We start from the raw sequence: 18128 nt of genomic DNA, 5'->3' as shown, positions 1-18128 counted from the left end.
AAGAAACACCTCAGGAATTATCTTACATTATATCTTAAAATAGCTCCGATTCCACCAAATGCCCTATATAATTGGCTTCCTTCTTCAGTTTCGGTGGAAATGATCTCAACAGAGGAACCTAACTCTTCAGCAATGTTTGCCAAGTCTTCAACCAAATCTTCCTCATTGGTGATTTTCATCTTTTCATTACATTGAGGACAGGTCAAGTCTTCAACCTTTTGCCCTTCCTTTTGAGTGACTTCAGCATGGAATCCACATGCTTGACAGTCAATTGTTAATCTTTTGGATTTTAAGTCTTCACTAAGCAAAAGAATATCCACTGCACCGATTTCCAAGTTGGATCTCACTTCCTTTTCACCATAGGAATATAATCCATGGTCATCTCTTAATTCTGCCAAGAATCTTTGAACCAATTTCTTCTCTTGGATAACTCCTAATTCCTCTAAAGCACCAGAAGCCTTGTCAATGGTTTCCCTAATACCGAATTCTCCAGCATAGGAAGTGTCTACAGTAGTGATGACCTTATCCTTAAGTTCATAATGCATGTAATCTCCATTGTAGAAATCTTCCTTAGTACCTCCAGGTCCACCAAGAACGATTCCCTTCAAATCATCCTTAATTGGCAAGAACTCATCATCCATGTGAGATCCAATCCTTTTAAGGAACTCGTGAGCCAATTGGTCAATGACCCTATCGAACCTTCTTTGTGATTGTCCCCCTGCCTTATGCTTTCCAGGAACACCACTGGTTAAATTGGAAACAACATTGATTCTTTTACCTTTTAAGGTAGCGATTGTAGCTTCATTTCTGTCGATTACAGCAATTCCATAAACCTCTTTGGAAGCAATCATGTCTTCTAAAGGCTCAAGGAAGAAAGTGCTGTCACAAATGTATCTGTAAGTTTGAATTTCTTCAGGTGGTTCAATTACTACAGTTTCCATCTTTTCAGTACCTGGACCACCTTTAGGAATCATTCCAACAAAGAGCACAAAACCGTTTGGCAATTCCTTGTTGTCGTTTGTAATCATACGGATTCTTTGCATGATTACCTCAATAGCAGATTGAACGTTTTTACGAGTGGTTTTACTTTTAATGTTAGCACTTTGTCCTAATTCGTCTCTCATCTGCTTAATGATATCACTTAATTGCTTTGTTGGAGGAACATACATTGAAACAAGCTCTGTTCCTTTCCCCTTCTTTTCAGCCAATTCCTTTAATGACTTTTTAAACTCATATAATTCTTTTGAGGATACCTCACTCATTCATAACACCTAATAAGATTGATAAATAAATTTTTTAATAATGTATTAAAATAAAAAATTAAAATAAAACAATTATCATTTAAGATCATTTCAAACTTAAAATTTTAAAGCTTCTAAACTTTTAAAAATAAAATCATTTCAAACCATACAAATAACCTTAAATTGATATAATATATTATGTATTGGCATAAGTTACATATATAAGTAATGATGAAATTGAAGATAAATGTTAAAATGAATGATAAATAATTGATAAATGTATATAGCTATGACAGACATTAGATAAAATTAGAATAAATTAGAATAAATTAGAATAAATTAGAATAAATTAGAATAAATTAGAATAAATTAGATAAAATTAGAATAAAATTGATAAAATTAGATAGATATGAGTATATAGATGTAGATGTGAAAATAGTGAAATGACAATTAATATGATGCTTTTAATTTAATTCAAAAACAAGTTAATTAAATTAATAGAAACATAAAGAATCTGCATTTTAAAAGAAGTTAAAATTAATTATATTAATATAATTTTTTATTTAAAAAATAGCAAAAAATAAAAATAGACTAGAATATTTATTCAGCCTAAAAAAATAAGAAAATGAAAGTAGGGAATGATATTAATAATATAAAATTATCTCAAACCCATTTTAGGAAATTAATAAAATAAAATTAATTCAAACCCATTTTAGGAAATTAATAAAATAAAATTAATTCAAACCCATTTTAGGAAATTAATAAAATAAAATTATTTCAACACCATTTTATAAAATCCCATAACTTATCTGAGAACTTTAACAGTTCTTTTTACTCTCTTTTTACCATATTGAACTTGATATCTTATTTTTTTACCTACTCTAAGCTTTTTAAGGACTTTTTTCTTAATGGTTATTATTGCAATTCCCTTCCTATTGGTTTTTGCAAAATATCTTTTGCCTTTAAATAGGAATTTGAGTTTTTTGCCTTTAGCTAATTTTCCATCAATCCTTAAAGCAGCTGTGATTTTCAATTTTTTAGAAGACCTTTTGATTTTGACCTTTTTAAGGGATAGCTTAATCACATGAGGTTTTACCTTAAAGCTTGTTGTTTTGGTGCTTGCCTTGAATGTCTTTGTTGCAGCTAATTTTGCTGTTGCCTTATATGTTCCAACCTTAAGTCCTTTGATTGCTCGGGTTCCTTTTCCTTTTACAACATTAACAATGTAAGTCTTGGATCTTATTATGACTTTGACTCTTCCTGAAAAACTTTTATTGCTTGTTATTTTAATAATTGCTTTTTTGCCAACCCTAATGCTTGAAACTACAATCTTCAAATTAGGATTGATTCTTACTGAAGAAGCACTAGGATTAGAGAGATTGGCTGAATTTTTAGGATAAACCTCAAATAATGCAAAGGCTGTCTCTCCAATGAATACACCTATAGGCTTGAATTCTGCAGTAGCAATATATTTTCCAACATCCAAAGCACTGATTGCAACAGATCCATATCCTCCAACAACAACAGCATAATTCATTGCAATGATTTCATCAGAATCATTTTCATTTGCAATAGAGATAGGAATCAAACCAGTGAATATGTCATTGACATGGATTTCAATCAATACATTTTCACCAAAAGTGGAATTTTGAACATCAATAACGAGGTTTGGACTTACTTTTTGATATATGTTAAACTCAACGGATTCTCGACTGTCTTCAAATACATCATTATACTCTAAAATCACTGTAGCAATATAAGTGCCTGGATTTAAACCATCGATTGTAATGTTTCCATAACCATTGACTATAGCTACAGTGTAATCCACACCATCTATTTCAAGAGTGACATCATCAGATAAATCCTCATTGGCAAAAATTTCAACAAAGAGAGAAGTGCCTTCATAAACATCTTCGATAGATATGCTCAAGTCAGGAAGAGGCTTTAAATGAACTTCAAAGTCAGTTGATCTTACACAATCCCTAAAGTGAATGCTAGGTATAGAACTTACTGTAGCAGTATAAACACCTACTTTCAAAGCTTCAATTGTAATGTTTCCCAAACCATCCTTAAGATTTACAGTATAATCCACACCACCAATTTCAAGAATGACATCACCTCTATAATTAGCACTAGATTCGATTTCAACAAATAAAGGAAAACCTTGAGAGATGTCCTTAATGGAAATTTTCAAATCAGGGTCAATTCGAGTGACATTAAAGATCTTGCCATATGCATAATAATCTTCATTGGAGGACTCATAGACAATCACCCTACTTCCTTCAAAGCTGACATTGTCAAGGCATATATCATTATATGACATTATAGACGCCGCATGAATATTGCCTGTATTGTTTATGAACTTAGAACTTTCCACTAATCCTCCATTATTGAAGCAGACTGCACCAGAAACGGCAATATTGTTAAGGAATGTACAGTTTGTTACAAAGGCAAAGTTTTGGGATTCTATTGCACCTCCCCAAATTCTATCATCACTAAAGTTTTCTGTACCTCCATTTACAAAATTAATGTTTTTAAAGGTTACATTATCTGAGATGACAAAAAATATTCTTGTCAAACGGTTTCCATCAATTGTGTGTCCCTGACCATCAATTACAATATTGTCACGGGTAATGTTTATGCCACTATGCTTATTATCCCAAATGCAATCGGATAGCTCACAGCGATAGTCATAAGTTAATTTGACTACAGGACCTTCAGAAGCATCAAGGAACTGCTGCAATTGAGTAAATGACTTGAAATTATCATTTAAATGTATAACGCTAGCATTTTCACCTAAATAATAGTCATTTGAATCATCATCAGCAATATTATCCTTAAAGACCACATAATAACTAAGGGTCAAATTGCCATCAGAATATATTGCACCTCCATAATCTAAAGCATGATTGCCTGTAAAATTAGATTCATAGACTTCTCCATCACCAGATAAGTAAACTGCACCTCAATTAAATGCACGATTACCATTGAAACTGCTTTCATTAATTATTATTCCAGCACCAGAAACCGCTCCACCGTAATTTGCATAGTTATTTATGAAACTGCAGTTGTCTATTAATAAACCATCCCCTCTGATTGCACCGCCATAATCGGAATATCCATTGGCAAAAACAATATTCCTTAAAGTCACATTTTTAGCTTGAATATCAAATATCCTTGCAGTTGCCATTCCATCAAGGATATGGCCTTGACCATCAATTACAATATTGTCACGAGTGACAATTATTCCACCTAAATCATCATATCCTTCCTTATATGCATAATCACATGTTAATACAAGGGTTTCACGGGAATCTATTTAATTTTGAAGCAAGCTGAGAGGCAATGTGTGAACAGTTTCATCTGGATTGAATCTCATATCTGGATCCAAAAGATATACGTCCCGAATAGATCCTTTTTTCACTAAAATCGGCTCATTTAGAAAATCAACAAAATCCTCACCCCAATAATTGTACAATATTGTATCATATTCTCCACAGTTATAAACTGCAAAGCCTACGCAATAAGCTGGACCGTCAATGATAATATTATTGGAATAGAATTTCAAGTGCATATCACTATCATTAATGTAAACTGCACCTCCCTTATTAGAAGCGACATTCCTATAAAAATCATTGTCCTGAATTTTTAAATCCACTTCATCGCTATTTGCAATATATATTGCACCTCCAAAGGTTGCAGAATTCTCATTGAATGTTGAATTTATTGGAGTCAATTTGCTGGTGAAAAAAGCTCCACCATAGCCATTTGCATGATTATTAACAAAGGTAGACTTATCAAGAGAGAGGACTTTTGAATAGATTGCACCTCCCTTATTGTCATTGCCGGAATAATCAGCAGAATTGGAGTCAAATAAACAATTCCTTATATTGACTTCATTTTCACTGTAAATTGCTCCTCCATTTGTAGTTGCATGATTAGATATGAATTTGGAATTCACAGCATTGCAGACTCCAGAATCATAAACAGAGATTGCTCCACCCTGATAAGCGGAATTTTCAATAAAGAGGGAATTCAATACATTGCAGACTCCAGAACCATAAACTGATATGACCCCTTTGTTAGATGAAAATGTACAGTTAATAAAATTGCAGCATCCATTATCATAAATTGAAAAAAGCTCATTTAATCCTTCAAAATTTAAATTTATAAAAGTGATTTTGCCATAAACATTAAGGCTAAGTAATTTTTCCCCATTTCCCTTAATGGTATGTCCCTTACCATCAATAACCAAATTCTTAGATACAGGATAGTCAAATAAGAATTCATTGTCTATCATATAATCCCTATCTAAGATTGCTTCACCATTGTTATCTGTAAAAATGAATAGATCAAGGAATTTGCTTAATCCACTATTGAAATTCCATTGAAGGTGAATAGGATAGCTGTCTTGAACTATTCCATTAGGAGTCCTTGCACCTAATATGTTATGCTTTCTATGCCATTCAGTATAATAATTCCCATATGAAACAATAGGTCCAAACCAATTATATAAAGCATTTCCATACTCATAGGTCTCATTATATCTGAAATCAACATCTATAAAATTATTTTTTATCAGTGTAAATGCCACATCATGACTTGCGGAATATATTATTCCTCCAGGACAATCATATGGTATTTCAAAATCATGAATTACCCAATCAATGGAATTTGTAGTATAAGCATAATTGTCTTTAAACTCGCAATTTGCTATTGTAACATTATGGGCAGAACTTATCGCACCTCCACCAGCATAACGAACATAGTTGCCAGTGAAAACCGCATTGCTAATAATAGGGTCAGGATAATTTCCTAAGCCAACACTTATGGCTCCTCCAAATCCATAGAAAGCATAATTCCTTGTGAAATAAACTGTGGTGTTGAACTCAAAGGCCCCATAATGCATAATTGCGCCACCTTCACCGAGATAATTAATTTCCCCATCAGTAGAATAGGACACATGATTATCAATGAAATATGTTGGATCCCCTATGCATCGCAAAATGCCTCCAGAATATATTGCACCTCCAACCCATGCAGAATTTCCGCTAAAGAAATAGCCATCAAGACACAATATTGTTTGATTGTTAGCTATAGAATATCCAATAGCTCCAGCAATTGCACCATCTCCCGCCTTATTTTTGATAAAGGTACAGTTGATAAGATGCAACTCATATCTGCCACCATATTTATGGACATCATCTCCATAAAGACCATAAATAGCACCACCAGAACCAGATTCTGTAGAATTGCTTTCAAAATAGAGATTGCTGACAGGAGTGTTGATAAAGACCAAATATATTGCTCCACCACTACTAGTTGCATGGTTGGAAATGAAAGTAGAGCCTGTATCTGAAAACATTAGATCGCTGATTACATAGGTCCTGATGGCACCACCAGAGCGAGCATTATTTCCCCTGAAAGTACAGTTGTCAATGTAAGCTAATGCTCCTGCCTGTAGTGTATTCAAAATCCTTATGATTCTTATCGAAAGTGTTGTCAATGTAAGCTAATGCTCCTGCCTGTATTGCTCCACCATTTTCAGCAGCATAGTTATTTTCAAATACAGTATTCTTAATAAGAGCATGCTCAATGGATAAGTTCCTGTAATGGCTCCTCCACCCCAAGTTGATGAATCCGCTCCTCCAGGGTCTTGCATTGATTGCCTATTGTTGGAAAAGAAACAGTCATTAACTTCAAGATATCCTTCACAAAATATTGCTCCACCATTAAACCTTGCTTGATTGTCAATGAATTTACAATTGTTTAAAACAGTTTCTGCATCTGACATAACCCACAATGCTCCGCCATAAACTTCAGTATATGCATTTTTAAAGGTTATTCCTTCAATATTGGCTCCCTTATGGATATAGAAAATAGTGGTGTGATTGCCGTCAATGACCACTTCCCCATCAGCAAAAATATTGACATATTTTTCAATGTTCAAAGAGCTGTAGGCAGGTCCGCTATATGTTCCAGAATGCATAAAAACAGCTTCATCAGCATTGCAGTTTTCTATAGCCAATAATAAGCTTTCCCATGGATGTCTAAATGACCCATCACCTGATGCTGCAGCATTTCCATCAACATGAACTGCCTTGAAATCATAGGTTCTGTTTGAGAAAATGGCATTTGTTTCATTGTCATAGAAATTATTTTTAGCGAATAATTTATTATTACAATAAATTGAATTTCCCAATTCAAACATTGCCTTATTGTCAGTGAAGTTGTTGCTGTACACTTCTCCAAAGGAAGTGAAGAAAATTGATCCTCCATTGTTGAATGCAATATTGTGCTCAAATAAGGAGTTTTGAACTAAACCAGAATTAAGGCAGTATAAAACCCCACCATCTCCAGCAAACTGATCTTCGAAAGTGCAGCCGTCAATCAAGACATAATAGTTGGAATAAACAGCTCCTCCAGATATGCCTGCATCATTTAGGTTAAAATTGGAATTTATAATTGTTCCATCATTCAATTCCACTGCTCCACCATTATCTGCATTATTCTGGAAGAAATCAGAATTGTTTATAAAAATGTGGTCGGCATCACTAAAAATTGCCCCTCCACGTTTTGCAGAATTGGATTCAAACCTACAATTGTCAATAGAGATTCCATTGATTGTATTAAAAATAGCTCCTCCACGCCCGCATAATTATGTACAAATATGGAATTGCTTAGATTACCCTTAGAATTGAATCGTACCGCTCCACCTCGAGTCCCCTTGTTTTCTAAAAAGTAACAATTGTCAATGACTCCACCATATAAAAACACTGTTGTTCCATTATATGCAGAATTATTATTAAATTCAGAATTGAAGAGATATCCACAATCATCAAAAGACACCACATCTGATAGGTTTGCATAGTTATTTGAAAATGTGCAATTGTCAATGGTTCCACTTTTTGAAAAGTGTACAGTTCCACCTAAGCTTGAGTTTCCATTGATAAAGTTAATGTTTTTTAAAGTTACATTAGTACCTGAAACCATAAAAAAACGAGCAGAATTAGCACCATCTATGGTGTGACCCTGTCCATCTATAACATAATTTTCATAAAAATCAGGGATTCCAATTACAAATAGTGATTGGTCTATTTCAGGATTGAATGTATAATCACCTGTTAAGGTAAGATTATTAGGATTGGTGACAACGTTTACATACAAATCCCTATAGGACTTTTTGCCAGTGCTCTGGCTAATTGTTTCTTCTGCACCAGAGTCATTTTCCAGTTCCTCATTGATTAAGCTGACTCCAAGATTATCCTCACTATTCAAGTCAGCACTAACTGATTCATTTTCATATTCTATGTCACTAAAACCTAATTCACCTATATTTGCATTAAGATTGCTTTCTCCCAGCCATCAGCAATATTATTTGTATCCTCAGCAAAAACTGATGTGAATGAGCATAAAACGAGTAAAATAAGCAATAATAATGAAAATATTCTTAATCCCCTTTTCATTAAATTACTCCCCAAGACATTCCTTAAACAGTTTTCATCATTTATTTATATATTAAATATTTATATAAAATATAATATTTAAAACATTATGTTTAGATAGTTAAGGAAAGAATATGTGATGATTGTGCATAATGAAAAAATAATTGAAATAAAAATAATACTAATTAATATAAAAAAATTAATTGAAAATAGAATAAAAAAAAGAAAAATAAAATAAATAAAATAAAAAAACTAAACTGAAAAAATAGAATGAAAAAAGAAAAATAAAATAATTAAAATAAAAAAATAAACTTAAAAAGATAGAAGATGAGGAAACCATTCTTCAACTTGAAGAAGAATTGATAATTAAAAATAATAAAAAATAAAAGAATATCATTAAAACTATTCTTTTTATCTAAATGCTATTTTTATTTATTAAAAACCAAAAATGAAAATATTTTGGTCAAGGTTTTTGAGCCGCAGGCTCAAAAAGCTTGGGTCGAAAGCTTGGGTCGAAAGCTTGGGCACAACTTGGGCAAACTTATTTATTTTATAGTTAATTTAGCTGTTTTGTTTATTGCAGTGTAAGTGCTGTCTCCAGCGAATTTTGCAACAAATGAATAAGTTCCTTTAGAGTTTAAACTTACATTTACGCTTGCAACTCCTTGGGCATTGGTTTTTCCCTTGTAGGTTTTGCCGTTTAGAGTGAATGTGATCCATTTGTCTGCAATTGGGTTTCCTTTTGCAGTCTTAAATGTTGCAGTTAATGTTTTTGTTTTTGCACTTGCTGCATAAGACTTGTTTGGAAGGGTTAAACTAGGTTTTTGAGTTCCTACAGTAATCTTAGCCACTACGAATGAAGCATTGTATTTGTCATTTCCAAGGAAGCATATTGCAAAGGTGTAAACTCCTTTATAACCAAGGTTTATCTGCAATTTAGCATAACCGTCACCATCGGTAATTATTCCATCCTTTTCATAAGTGTATACAACACCATTGAAACCTATTTCCATAGGAGTGTTGGCTATTGGATTTCCATCAGCATCAGTTAATCTCCATATGAAGTATTCACCTGTTTTACCGCCGTCTTCTTTAGAAACTGCAGTGGTGTTCATGTCTTCATAAAGAATTAGAGTGGCTTTTCTTTCAATGCTTATGTTCTGTGGAGCAATTACTACATCACCAGATCCAATGCTTGTTACCTTAAATTCAAATGGGTCAATGCCTGCAGCAATTGTATTAGCCATAATGGATATTTCACCAGTAGGTGACAATACCCCTCTCTCAGAATCCAACTCCAATATAATTATGGATTCTGGAACAGTGGTCTCATTGACAAGCTCAAAAGTGTTTTCCCTTATGCTGATATTTGGAGTTACGATGGATAATGGATTATCAGTATCGTTATCAGCAGTTGCCTTAACAACTGTATCTCCATTAGCTAACTTAAAGTCCACTCCAGTTATTGTTAGGTTTTCAGGCCCTTCTTTGGAAATTGGAATAACATTGAAAATAGGAGTTCCATCACCTGCACTTGCAATAGATGTTCCTTCACTTCCTACAAGCCTTATAGATTTTGTTATGTTTACATCAGCAACACCAGTGTAGTTATGATTTCCTAATCTGACAACATCACCAGGGCTTGCAGCATCAATAGCTGCTTGAATGTCTGCAGCATCTCCTGCATCAGTGTGTTTAACAGTTATGTTTCCTGGACCATAAACCTCAAAAGCAGCCCACTTTGCACTTTGCAGGAAGGCATCTGTATGATTGGATAATGCAAATGCAATATATGAACCAGTATTTAGATTATCAATTGTGACATTTCCATAACCATCTATAATTTCAAGACTATAAACCTCTTCAAAATCGATGCCTCTTAGTGTTAGATTTCCAGAGAAGGAATTTCTTGCAGTCACTTCAACCAACAATTTCTCACCAAAAGAGATACTCTCAACACTAATGCTTAAATTAGGATCTATCAAATCATTAGGTCGAACTTCAAAATCAACCACTTTTCTGCTTTCTCCAAACTCATCATTTCCTTCAAAGAATACTCTAGCGGAATAATTGCCAACATCTAAACCGGAAATTATAAACTCGCCATAACTTCCAAATATCTTCACAACATTAAGAACATCAAATCCAAAAATTTCAACAGAGACAATGCTGTTAATGGTTTCATTGGCACGGATTTCAATCAATACCTGCTCTCCTACAGTAACATTAGAAACACTTACTGACAAGTCAGGGTCCTTCAATGCAGGAGAAAATAGTTCAAATTCGAATGTTAAGTTAATGGCCTTAAAGATATCATTTCCATGGAGTGTAAGGGTAGCGGTATGATTGCCTGCAGACAAATCATAGATTGGGATTTCTCCATAGCCTTCAATGACATCTATAGGATAAAGCTTTTGAGAATCATTGTATTGAACATAACCATTGCTTGAGAAGGAACTGTTAGCTATGATATTAATTAAATTTTCCTCTTCAGCAATGTCTCCTGGAAGCTCAATGCTTATTTCCGGATCAACTGTTCCTGCCTCAAAAACATTGAAGGAGGAAAAAGCTGAAGATGCATCAAAATCACCAATGGCATCAGCATATACTAGAATTAGATATGATCCAACACTTAAATTTTCAATAGCAATATTCCCATATCCATTAACAACATTTACAGGATAAATCTTGGAAAAACTGGAATAAAGTACAACATTTACATTGTTAGAATACTTAGGATTAGCGCTTATTTCAACTAAAGCGGCATTTCCAACTGTAATATTGCCAACACTAATGCTTAAGTCAGGATCAATGAGTTCTTTGCTGTGAACTTCAAACTCTGAAGATAAACTGCTGGATTTATATTTCTCAGTACCTCTGAAAATCAAATTCACCCTATAAACGCCAACAGGCAGATTAAATGCCCTAGTAGCATATCCGTTAACTACATTCACATCATAAGAGATGCCATTGATTTCAACAAAGACCAAACCTGAATAATGTAAAGCTGTGGTGATTTCCATAAGCACCTCCTCACCTTCAGTTACATCATTAACCCTTAAGCCTAAATTTGGATCATCATTTCCAATAACAAATATATCGTTGCCTTCTTTTGCATAATTGCTTCTATAACTAATGTTTTCCTTGCTTAATTCCCCTGTTTGGAATATCGCTCCACCACGGTCTGCCCTATTATATTCAAACGCATCGTTTTCAATGGTTCCGCCATTGAGAAATAGACAGCCCCTCCATCATATGTGGCAACATTCGATACGAACTTACTGTAGCTTATATTTCCTCCAGTAGAGTCAAAATAGATTGCTCCTCCATTTGCAGCATTATTGTTAATGAAATTAGCAACTATAGTGCTGTTGTCAAGAGGTGCATTGAAATTTAAGGCAGCTCCATTGTCGCTTGTCTGTCCATTTATAAAAGTCAAACCTAAAACAGTGAAGTTTGAGGCTGAAATGTTCCAAATTCCGGATTTTCCTTCAGCATCAATCACCACATCACCAGTCTGATTTGGGTCAGACATAATGATAATATTTTTATTAATGTTCAAACCAACATTTCCAAGTCCCCTATAAACTCCAGGAGGAACTATAATGGCACAGCCATCTCCAACAGCATTGATTGCATCCTCAATTGTATAATAAGCATCATCAGATTCATTATCAGAACCATCATCAGAATGATGAAGAGAAACAAATTCATAAGCAATAACAGATAGGACAGCACCGAAACCTGCACCAAACCAAATCAAAGTGTTTTTAGTTGAAATTGAAGCACTTGAAGAAAATTTTAATGTCTGATAATCAGCAGTGACTGTAAAATTAACAGCGAAAGCCTTATTAGGAGTGAAATATACGCTTTTCCAGCTAGGCTTTTTGGAACTTGGCCCTACCCTAATTGCACCATGTGGAGATGTGCTTTCAAAATTAACACCAAATGGGAAAAACTTAATTGTTTTTAATGTTTTATAGGTTGTTCCAGTACTAATAACAAACTTAATTTCAGATTCTACACCCTTTTCAAGGTTATCGAGACCAAATGAAATATGTAAAGGTCGTCTGTCTAATGGATTTCCAACATCATAAGTAAATCTATCTAACATAACATTGAATTTAATATCGTCATAAGAAAAATTTCTACCCCACCAATTCTCATTGAACTCATCAACATGCATATTATCCATTTTCATAAAACAAAAATCAACTAAACTCCTAGGGACTATAAATGAATTATGTTTTATTTTATATCTTAGAGCAGCTACACTTGAATGTAAATAGATAGCAGGAGTATGGGTTGCAATTGATTTGACATAATTTTCCTGGAAAACATAAAGACCTTCATCCATCTGAAAATCAATATATAAATCAGAAGCCATGCTTGTGGCTTGATTATCAATGAAAATGCAATGGGTGAATCTAAGATTGTTTTCGTCATCAGGATCAATAGGTTCATTTCCATTCTTAAAATATCCTAAATAAGCCCCACCTACACTTCCAGCAGAATTGCGAGTGAAATTACAGAATGTTAAATCTGCATTAGAGTCTATATACAATGCACCTCCAGTATTTGAGGCACTGTTTTCTGTGAAAACTGAATCGACTATGGTTGCTATGAATCTTTCATCGCTCTCAACATATATTGCACCGCCATTATATTGTGCAGTATTGCTTTCAAAGCTAGATTGATATATCATCAACAATTTCTGAATTGATAGAAGTCCAGCATCTTTAATATAAACTGCACCACCTTCCATTTTTGCATTATTAAGAAGGAATGAAGAGTTGCCAATAACTAGATTACAGGAATTATCTGCAGTGATAGCAGCACCATTAGTTGCGGAATTTCCCTCAAATCGGCAATTTAGTAAATCAATATTAGAATTTGATGATGCAAATAGTGCGCCATCTATTGGACATCTATTATTCATGAATGTGCAATTCTGAAAATTTACTCTTGAACTTATAATCCTCACAGCATTGAATAATTGATGTAATCACCAGTACCTGGAGGAGCCAAACCCTCATAACATTCCCTCATTTCATCACTATAGCCGGCATTGATGAAATTCACATTCCTAAAAGTGATGGAAAATGGGGCGTGTATTATAGTAAACAAGACAGCTTTGAAGTCCCCGTCAATGGAATGGCCATTACCATCAATAATAGTATCCATTGTAGGATGTAATGAAATTCCCAATGCAAATGCCTCATCAGTTGTCAGATTAAAACTATAATCAGAAGTCAAACCAATTACACCTAATGGCATATTTATGTTGATAAATGTAGCTAATTGGGCAAAGGGCAATCCTCCAATAACCCCTAAATTTTGATCTGAATCAGAAGACAAATCAGAATTGTCATTATTTTCCTCTACACCTAATATATTGTCAGATAAAAAAGAATTGTCATTATTTTCATCTATACCTAATATATTGTCAGATAAATCAGAATTGTCATTATTTTCCTCTACACCTAATATATTGTCAGATAAATCATTAACATCATTTTCAGACAAAACAAGATTATTCCCATTGCTTTCATTATCTATGCTTTCATCTTCTACTGACAATGTAAACTCATTACTATCCTTTTCATTGCAAGAATCAGCTATTGCATTATCTAAATCATTATCCTCTTCCAGGATATTATCAGATAGCATAGAATTATCATTAGTGGCCAAATGGTTTATGTTCCCATCATTTTCCAAGGCCTCAAGCGCAAAATTATCCCCAATATTATTTTCTCCCACTACATCAGCAATATTGTTTGCATCCTCTGCGTTTACTGATGTAAATGAGCATAAAATAAGGAAAACAAGGAATAATAAAAATATTCTTAATCCCCTTTTCATTAACTTACTCCCCCAAGAAATATAATTAAAATTTTTATATAATATATTCTAATATAAATAACTTTATTGAATATATTATATATAATATTAGGTTTTCTTTTTAACTTTATTTGTTGAAATAGAAAATTTATAAATTTTAATGAATAATCTTATAGCTATATGCAGATGAATTGAAAAAAAGAATAAAAACATAAACACATCAAATTAAAAAAAGAACCTAAATAGAAAAAATAAAAAAAGATAGAATAATAATTTTGAAAAAAAGAAAATAAAAAAAATAATCAAATAATAAACTAAACTAAACTAAACTAAAAAAAAAGAAAAAATCAAATAAGATAATAAAAATTATCCCATTTAACTTATTGTTAATATTGCTGTTTTGTTTATTGCAGCATAAGTGCTGTCTCCTGCGAATTTTGCAACAAATGCATAGGTTCCTTTTTTGTTTATGCTAACGTTTACGCTTGCAATACCATTTGCATTGGTTTTTGCCTTGTATATTTTTCCATTGACTGTGAAAGTGATCCATTCGTCTGCAATTGGGTTTCCATTTGCAGTCTTGAATGTTGCAGTCAATGTCTTGGTCTTTGCGCTTGCTGCATAAGATTTGTTAGGAGCTGCTAAGCTAGGCTTTTGAGTGTCTACAGTTATTTTCGCTACAACAAATGAAGCATTGTACTCATCATTTCCAAGGAAGCATATCGCAAATGTGTATACTCCTTTGTATCCGAGGTTTATCTGCAATTTAGCATAACCGTCATCATCTGTAATGATTCCATCCTTTTCATAAGTGTATACAACACCATTGAACCCTATTTCCATAGGAGTGATTGCCAATGGGTTTCCGTCAGCATCTGTTAATCTCCATACGAAGTATTCTCCTGTTTTTCCTCCATCATCTTTAGAAACTGCAGTTGTGTTCATGTTTTCAAATACAATCACTGTAGCCTTTCTTTCATCAGAAATGTTTTGAGGAACAATGATGGTGTCTCCACCGGAATTGATTGAAGTTACTTCAAATTTAAATGGACCGATTCCTGCAGAAATGGTATTTCCTGCAATAGCTATTTCACCTGTAGGAGATAATACTCCTCTTTCAGAGTCAAGCTCTAAAATCCTGATTGATTCTGGAACAGTTGTATCATTGACAAGCTCAAAGCTGTTGTCAGTGATGCTTATGGACGGAGTTACAATAGATAACGGGTTTTCAGTGTCATTATCAGCAGTTGCCTTAACAACTGTGTCTCCATTAGCTAACTTAAAGTCAACACCAGTGATTGTTAGGTTTTCAGAACCATTATCGGAAATTGCAAGAACATTGAATATAGGTGTTCCATCACCTGCACTTGCAATGATAGTTCCTTCAGTTCCTGCAATTGTTACAGATTCAGTGATGTTTACATCAACAACACCTGCATAGCTGTACTTTCCTAATCTTATTGTATCTCCAGGATTTGCAGAATCGATTGCAGCTTGAATGTCTGCTGCATCTCCAGCATCAGTGTGCTTAACGGTTACGTTTCCAGGACCATAGACAGTAATATCTGCATTTAAAACACTTGAACCATGATTTTCATCACCAAGATAAGTGATTGTAACTGAACAAACTCCTATTTCACCAGCAGGAACTACTGGAACTGTGATTTTTCCTCCGGTGACAGTTACATTAGTGTCTTCACCATTAATGGAAATGGTCACTATTCCATCTATAGGATTGCCACTTTCATCAAATAGGCTTATTTGCAGATTGGAAGATTCTCCTACAACAACATCATCCACAATAGCTGATAATGATGTATTTGCAGGATAAACCTCAAACTTAGTCCATTTTATGCTTCTTTGGAATACATCTGTATGATGGAATGCTGCAAATGCAATATATCGACCAGCGTTAATATTATCTAAAGTTAATTTTCCATATCCTTCGGTAATGTTTACATGATAGGATTCCTCTGAACCATTGAACTTGAATGTCACATTTCCTGAGAATGTAGCGTTTGTACCTAATTCAACCACTAACTGCTCACCGTATGTGATGTTGGATATGCTGATGCTTAAGTTAGGATCAACCAAGTTAGGGCGAACCTCAAATTCTACTGTGACCTTGCTTTTTCTAAATACTTCAGTTTCATTAAATCTCACGGTAGCAGTGTAATTGCCAGAGGCCAAATCATCAAATGCAACAGATCCATAACCATTGGCAATCTCAACATTACGGACTTGGGAACCATTGGCAATCCCAAGATTACTGAGCTCGGAACCATTGACAGTAACACTAACATTGCCATTAAAGGTATCATTAGTATGAATCTCAATCAATACTGATTCTCCTGCAGTAACATTACTGACACTTGCTGTCAAGTTAGGATCTATCAAATCTTTATGATAAACTTCAAATTCAGCAGTTGCAGTGCTGTTTCTAAATGTATCAGTTCCATTAAACACAACAGTGGCCATATAGCTGCCTATAGGCAAATCGGAAATTTCAAACTCACCATAACCACCAACAATTGGCACCAAATATGTTGAATCTGAATTATTAATCATAAGGTCCACATCACCGCTGAAAGTCTCATTGACATAAACCTTAACCAAAACAGACTCGCCAATATTCACATTTTCTACACTGACTCTTAATTCAGGGTCAATCAACTCTTTAGGATAAACTTCAAAGTCTGTGGAATTGGCTCCACCTGCAAATCATCGATGGCATCCCAAAAGGCAGTGGCGGTATGATTGCCTAATTTCAAACCTTCCCATGTGAGAAAGCCAAATCCATTGACAACATTTACGGTTTGGATATTTAAGACATCCAAATCAATCATGACGTGAACTTGAGAAGAGAAAGCGCTGTTTGCATTGATCTCGATTAAGGCATCTTGGCCTTCAGCAATATTTCCAACGCTTATGATTAACTCAGGATCAATCAAAGGCTTTTTATAAACTTCAAATTCCTGTGTAACATTCACTCGTTTAAACTTATCATTTTCCTCTGAAAACAGCATTTGCAGTATAGACTCCATAAGGTAAACTGGCTGTTGCACTTCCATACCCATTGACAATGTTTACAGTATAAGTAAGGTTAATGACATAAACTAAAGCCATCCCTGAACAAGAGGAATCTGCATTGATTTCAAATAAAACAGGCTGTCCTTCTGTAACGTTATTGATGCTAAGACTTAAAGAAGGATCAGTGCTTCCTACAGCATAAATGTCATTTCCTTCATTAGCCATATTGTTTGTAAAAGTTATATTCTCGTTGTTCAAATCACCCATAAGGAATATTGCACCACCACGGTCTGCCGGTTATATTCAAAAGTGTCATTTATAATCGTTCCGCCATCTGAGAAATAAACAGCACCTCCATCATATGTGGCAACATTCGACGTGAACTTACTGTAGCTGATATTTCCTCCAGTTGAGGCGAAATAGATAGCTCCTCCATTGGCAGCATTATTGTTAACGAAAATGGATATGATTGTACAATTATCCATAGGCTCATTGAACATGAGAGCCCCACCGTCACCGTTAGTTAGCCCATTGGAAAAAGTCAGTCCTAAAAGGGTAATGTTTGTAGCGG

The 18128-nt window shown here is 34.1% G+C and carries 14 protein-coding genes and 1 pseudogene; all 15 read right to left on the bottom strand.

What is annotated here, in order from left to right; all coding sequences use genetic code 11:
• Positions 1–17: 17 nt before the first annotated feature.
• The gene (prf1, locus tag QZV12_RS02205; protein ID WP_295616518.1) at positions 18–1262 is read right to left on the bottom strand and encodes a peptide chain release factor aRF-1; all 1245 of its coding nucleotides are present in this window, start codon (positions 1260–1262) and stop codon (positions 18–20) included.
• Positions 1263–2046: 784 nt separating this feature from the next.
• Positions 2047–4155, bottom strand: a pseudogene (locus tag QZV12_RS02200) (hypothetical protein); the annotation flags it as partial.
• Positions 4156–4206: 51 nt separating this feature from the next.
• The gene (locus QZV12_RS02195) at positions 4207–4431 is read right to left on the bottom strand and encodes a hypothetical protein (RefSeq protein ID WP_295616515.1); all 225 of its coding nucleotides are present in this window, start codon (positions 4429–4431) and stop codon (positions 4207–4209) included.
• Between the two features lie 129 nt (positions 4432–4560).
• Positions 4561–6747 (bottom strand): hypothetical protein, encoded by a 2187-nt coding sequence (locus QZV12_RS02190; RefSeq protein WP_295616513.1) that lies wholly within the window; start codon positions 6745–6747, stop codon positions 4561–4563.
• On the bottom strand, positions 6677–6823 hold the full coding sequence (locus QZV12_RS13625; RefSeq protein WP_366925525.1) for a hypothetical protein: 147 nt from the start codon (positions 6821–6823) through the stop codon (positions 6677–6679). Before QZV12_RS13625 ends, QZV12_RS02190 begins: the two co-directional genes overlap by 71 nt.
• The gene (locus tag QZV12_RS02185) at positions 6754–7851 is read right to left on the bottom strand and encodes a hypothetical protein (protein WP_366925524.1); all 1098 of its coding nucleotides are present in this window, start codon (positions 7849–7851) and stop codon (positions 6754–6756) included. The genes QZV12_RS13625 and QZV12_RS02185 overlap by 70 nt, the downstream gene beginning before the upstream one ends.
• Entirely contained in the window at positions 7773–8519 is a 747-nt protein-coding gene (locus tag QZV12_RS02180) for a hypothetical protein (protein WP_295616507.1), read from the bottom strand. The genes QZV12_RS02185 and QZV12_RS02180 overlap by 79 nt, the downstream gene beginning before the upstream one ends.
• A 53-nt stretch (positions 8520–8572) precedes the next feature.
• A complete protein-coding gene (locus QZV12_RS02175; protein WP_295616504.1) occupies positions 8573–8707 on the bottom strand; it encodes a hypothetical protein in 135 nt (44 codons plus the stop codon).
• A gap of 524 nt (positions 8708–9231) precedes the next feature.
• The gene (locus QZV12_RS02170; protein ID WP_295616502.1) at positions 9232–11709 is read right to left on the bottom strand and encodes an Ig-like domain-containing protein; all 2478 of its coding nucleotides are present in this window, start codon (positions 11707–11709) and stop codon (positions 9232–9234) included.
• A gap of 125 nt (positions 11710–11834) precedes the next feature.
• The gene (locus tag QZV12_RS02165; protein ID WP_295616499.1) at positions 11835–13625 is read right to left on the bottom strand and encodes a hypothetical protein; all 1791 of its coding nucleotides are present in this window, start codon (positions 13623–13625) and stop codon (positions 11835–11837) included.
• Between the two features lie 41 nt (positions 13626–13666).
• Complete coding sequence (locus tag QZV12_RS02160) at positions 13667–14548, bottom strand: hypothetical protein (protein ID WP_295616496.1); 882 nt, start codon at positions 14546–14548, stop codon at positions 13667–13669.
• A 354-nt stretch (positions 14549–14902) separates the two neighbouring features.
• Positions 14903–17200: an Ig-like domain-containing protein gene (locus QZV12_RS02155; RefSeq protein ID WP_295616493.1), complete on the bottom strand. Its 2298-nt coding sequence runs from the start codon at positions 17198–17200 to the stop codon at positions 14903–14905.
• Positions 17197–17592, bottom strand: a complete 396-nt coding sequence (locus QZV12_RS02150) for a hypothetical protein (protein ID WP_295616491.1) — start codon at positions 17590–17592, stop codon at positions 17197–17199. The genes QZV12_RS02155 and QZV12_RS02150 overlap by 4 nt, the downstream gene beginning before the upstream one ends.
• Positions 17531–17824, bottom strand: a complete 294-nt coding sequence (locus tag QZV12_RS02145; RefSeq protein WP_295616488.1) for a hypothetical protein — start codon at positions 17822–17824, stop codon at positions 17531–17533. The genes QZV12_RS02150 and QZV12_RS02145 overlap by 62 nt, the downstream gene beginning before the upstream one ends.
• Positions 17812–18057, bottom strand: coding sequence for a hypothetical protein (locus QZV12_RS02140; RefSeq protein WP_295616485.1), 246 nt, complete (start codon positions 18055–18057; stop codon positions 17812–17814). The genes QZV12_RS02145 and QZV12_RS02140 overlap by 13 nt, the downstream gene beginning before the upstream one ends.
• Between the last annotated feature and the right edge of the window lie 71 nt (positions 18058–18128).

The sequence above is a fragment of the uncultured Methanobrevibacter sp. genome, assembly GCF_902769175.1.
Classification (GTDB): domain Archaea; phylum Methanobacteriota; class Methanobacteria; order Methanobacteriales; family Methanobacteriaceae; genus Methanobrevibacter.
This window is presented reverse-complemented; position numbering and strand designations above follow the sequence as displayed.

Excerpts from the sequence above, each read along its gene's own strand:
- QZV12_RS02170 (WP_295616502.1), bottom strand. The coding sequence starts at position 11,709 with ATGGAAATCACCACAGCTTTACATTATTCAGGTTTGGTCTTTGTTGAA.
- QZV12_RS02160 (WP_295616496.1), bottom strand. The coding sequence starts at position 14,548 with ATGAAAAGGGGATTAAGAATATTTTTATTATTCCTTGTTTTCCTTATT.
- prf1 (WP_295616518.1), bottom strand. The coding sequence starts at position 1,262 with ATGAGTGAGGTATCCTCAAAAGAATTATATGAGTTTAAAAAGTCATTA.
- QZV12_RS02165 (WP_295616499.1), bottom strand. The coding sequence starts at position 13,625 with ATGAATAATAGATGTCCAATAGATGGCGCACTATTTGCATCATCAAAT.
- QZV12_RS02145 (WP_295616488.1), bottom strand. The coding sequence starts at position 17,824 with ATGGGTGATTTGAACAACGAGAATATAACTTTTACAAACAATATGGCT.
- QZV12_RS02175 (WP_295616504.1), bottom strand. The coding sequence starts at position 8,707 with ATGAAAAGGGGATTAAGAATATTTTCATTATTATTGCTTATTTTACTC.
- QZV12_RS02140 (WP_295616485.1), bottom strand. The coding sequence starts at position 18,057 with ATGTTCAATGAGCCTATGGATAATTGTACAATCATATCCATTTTCGTT.
- QZV12_RS02195 (WP_295616515.1), bottom strand. The coding sequence starts at position 4,431 with ATGGCAACTGCAAGGATATTTGATATTCAAGCTAAAAATGTGACTTTA.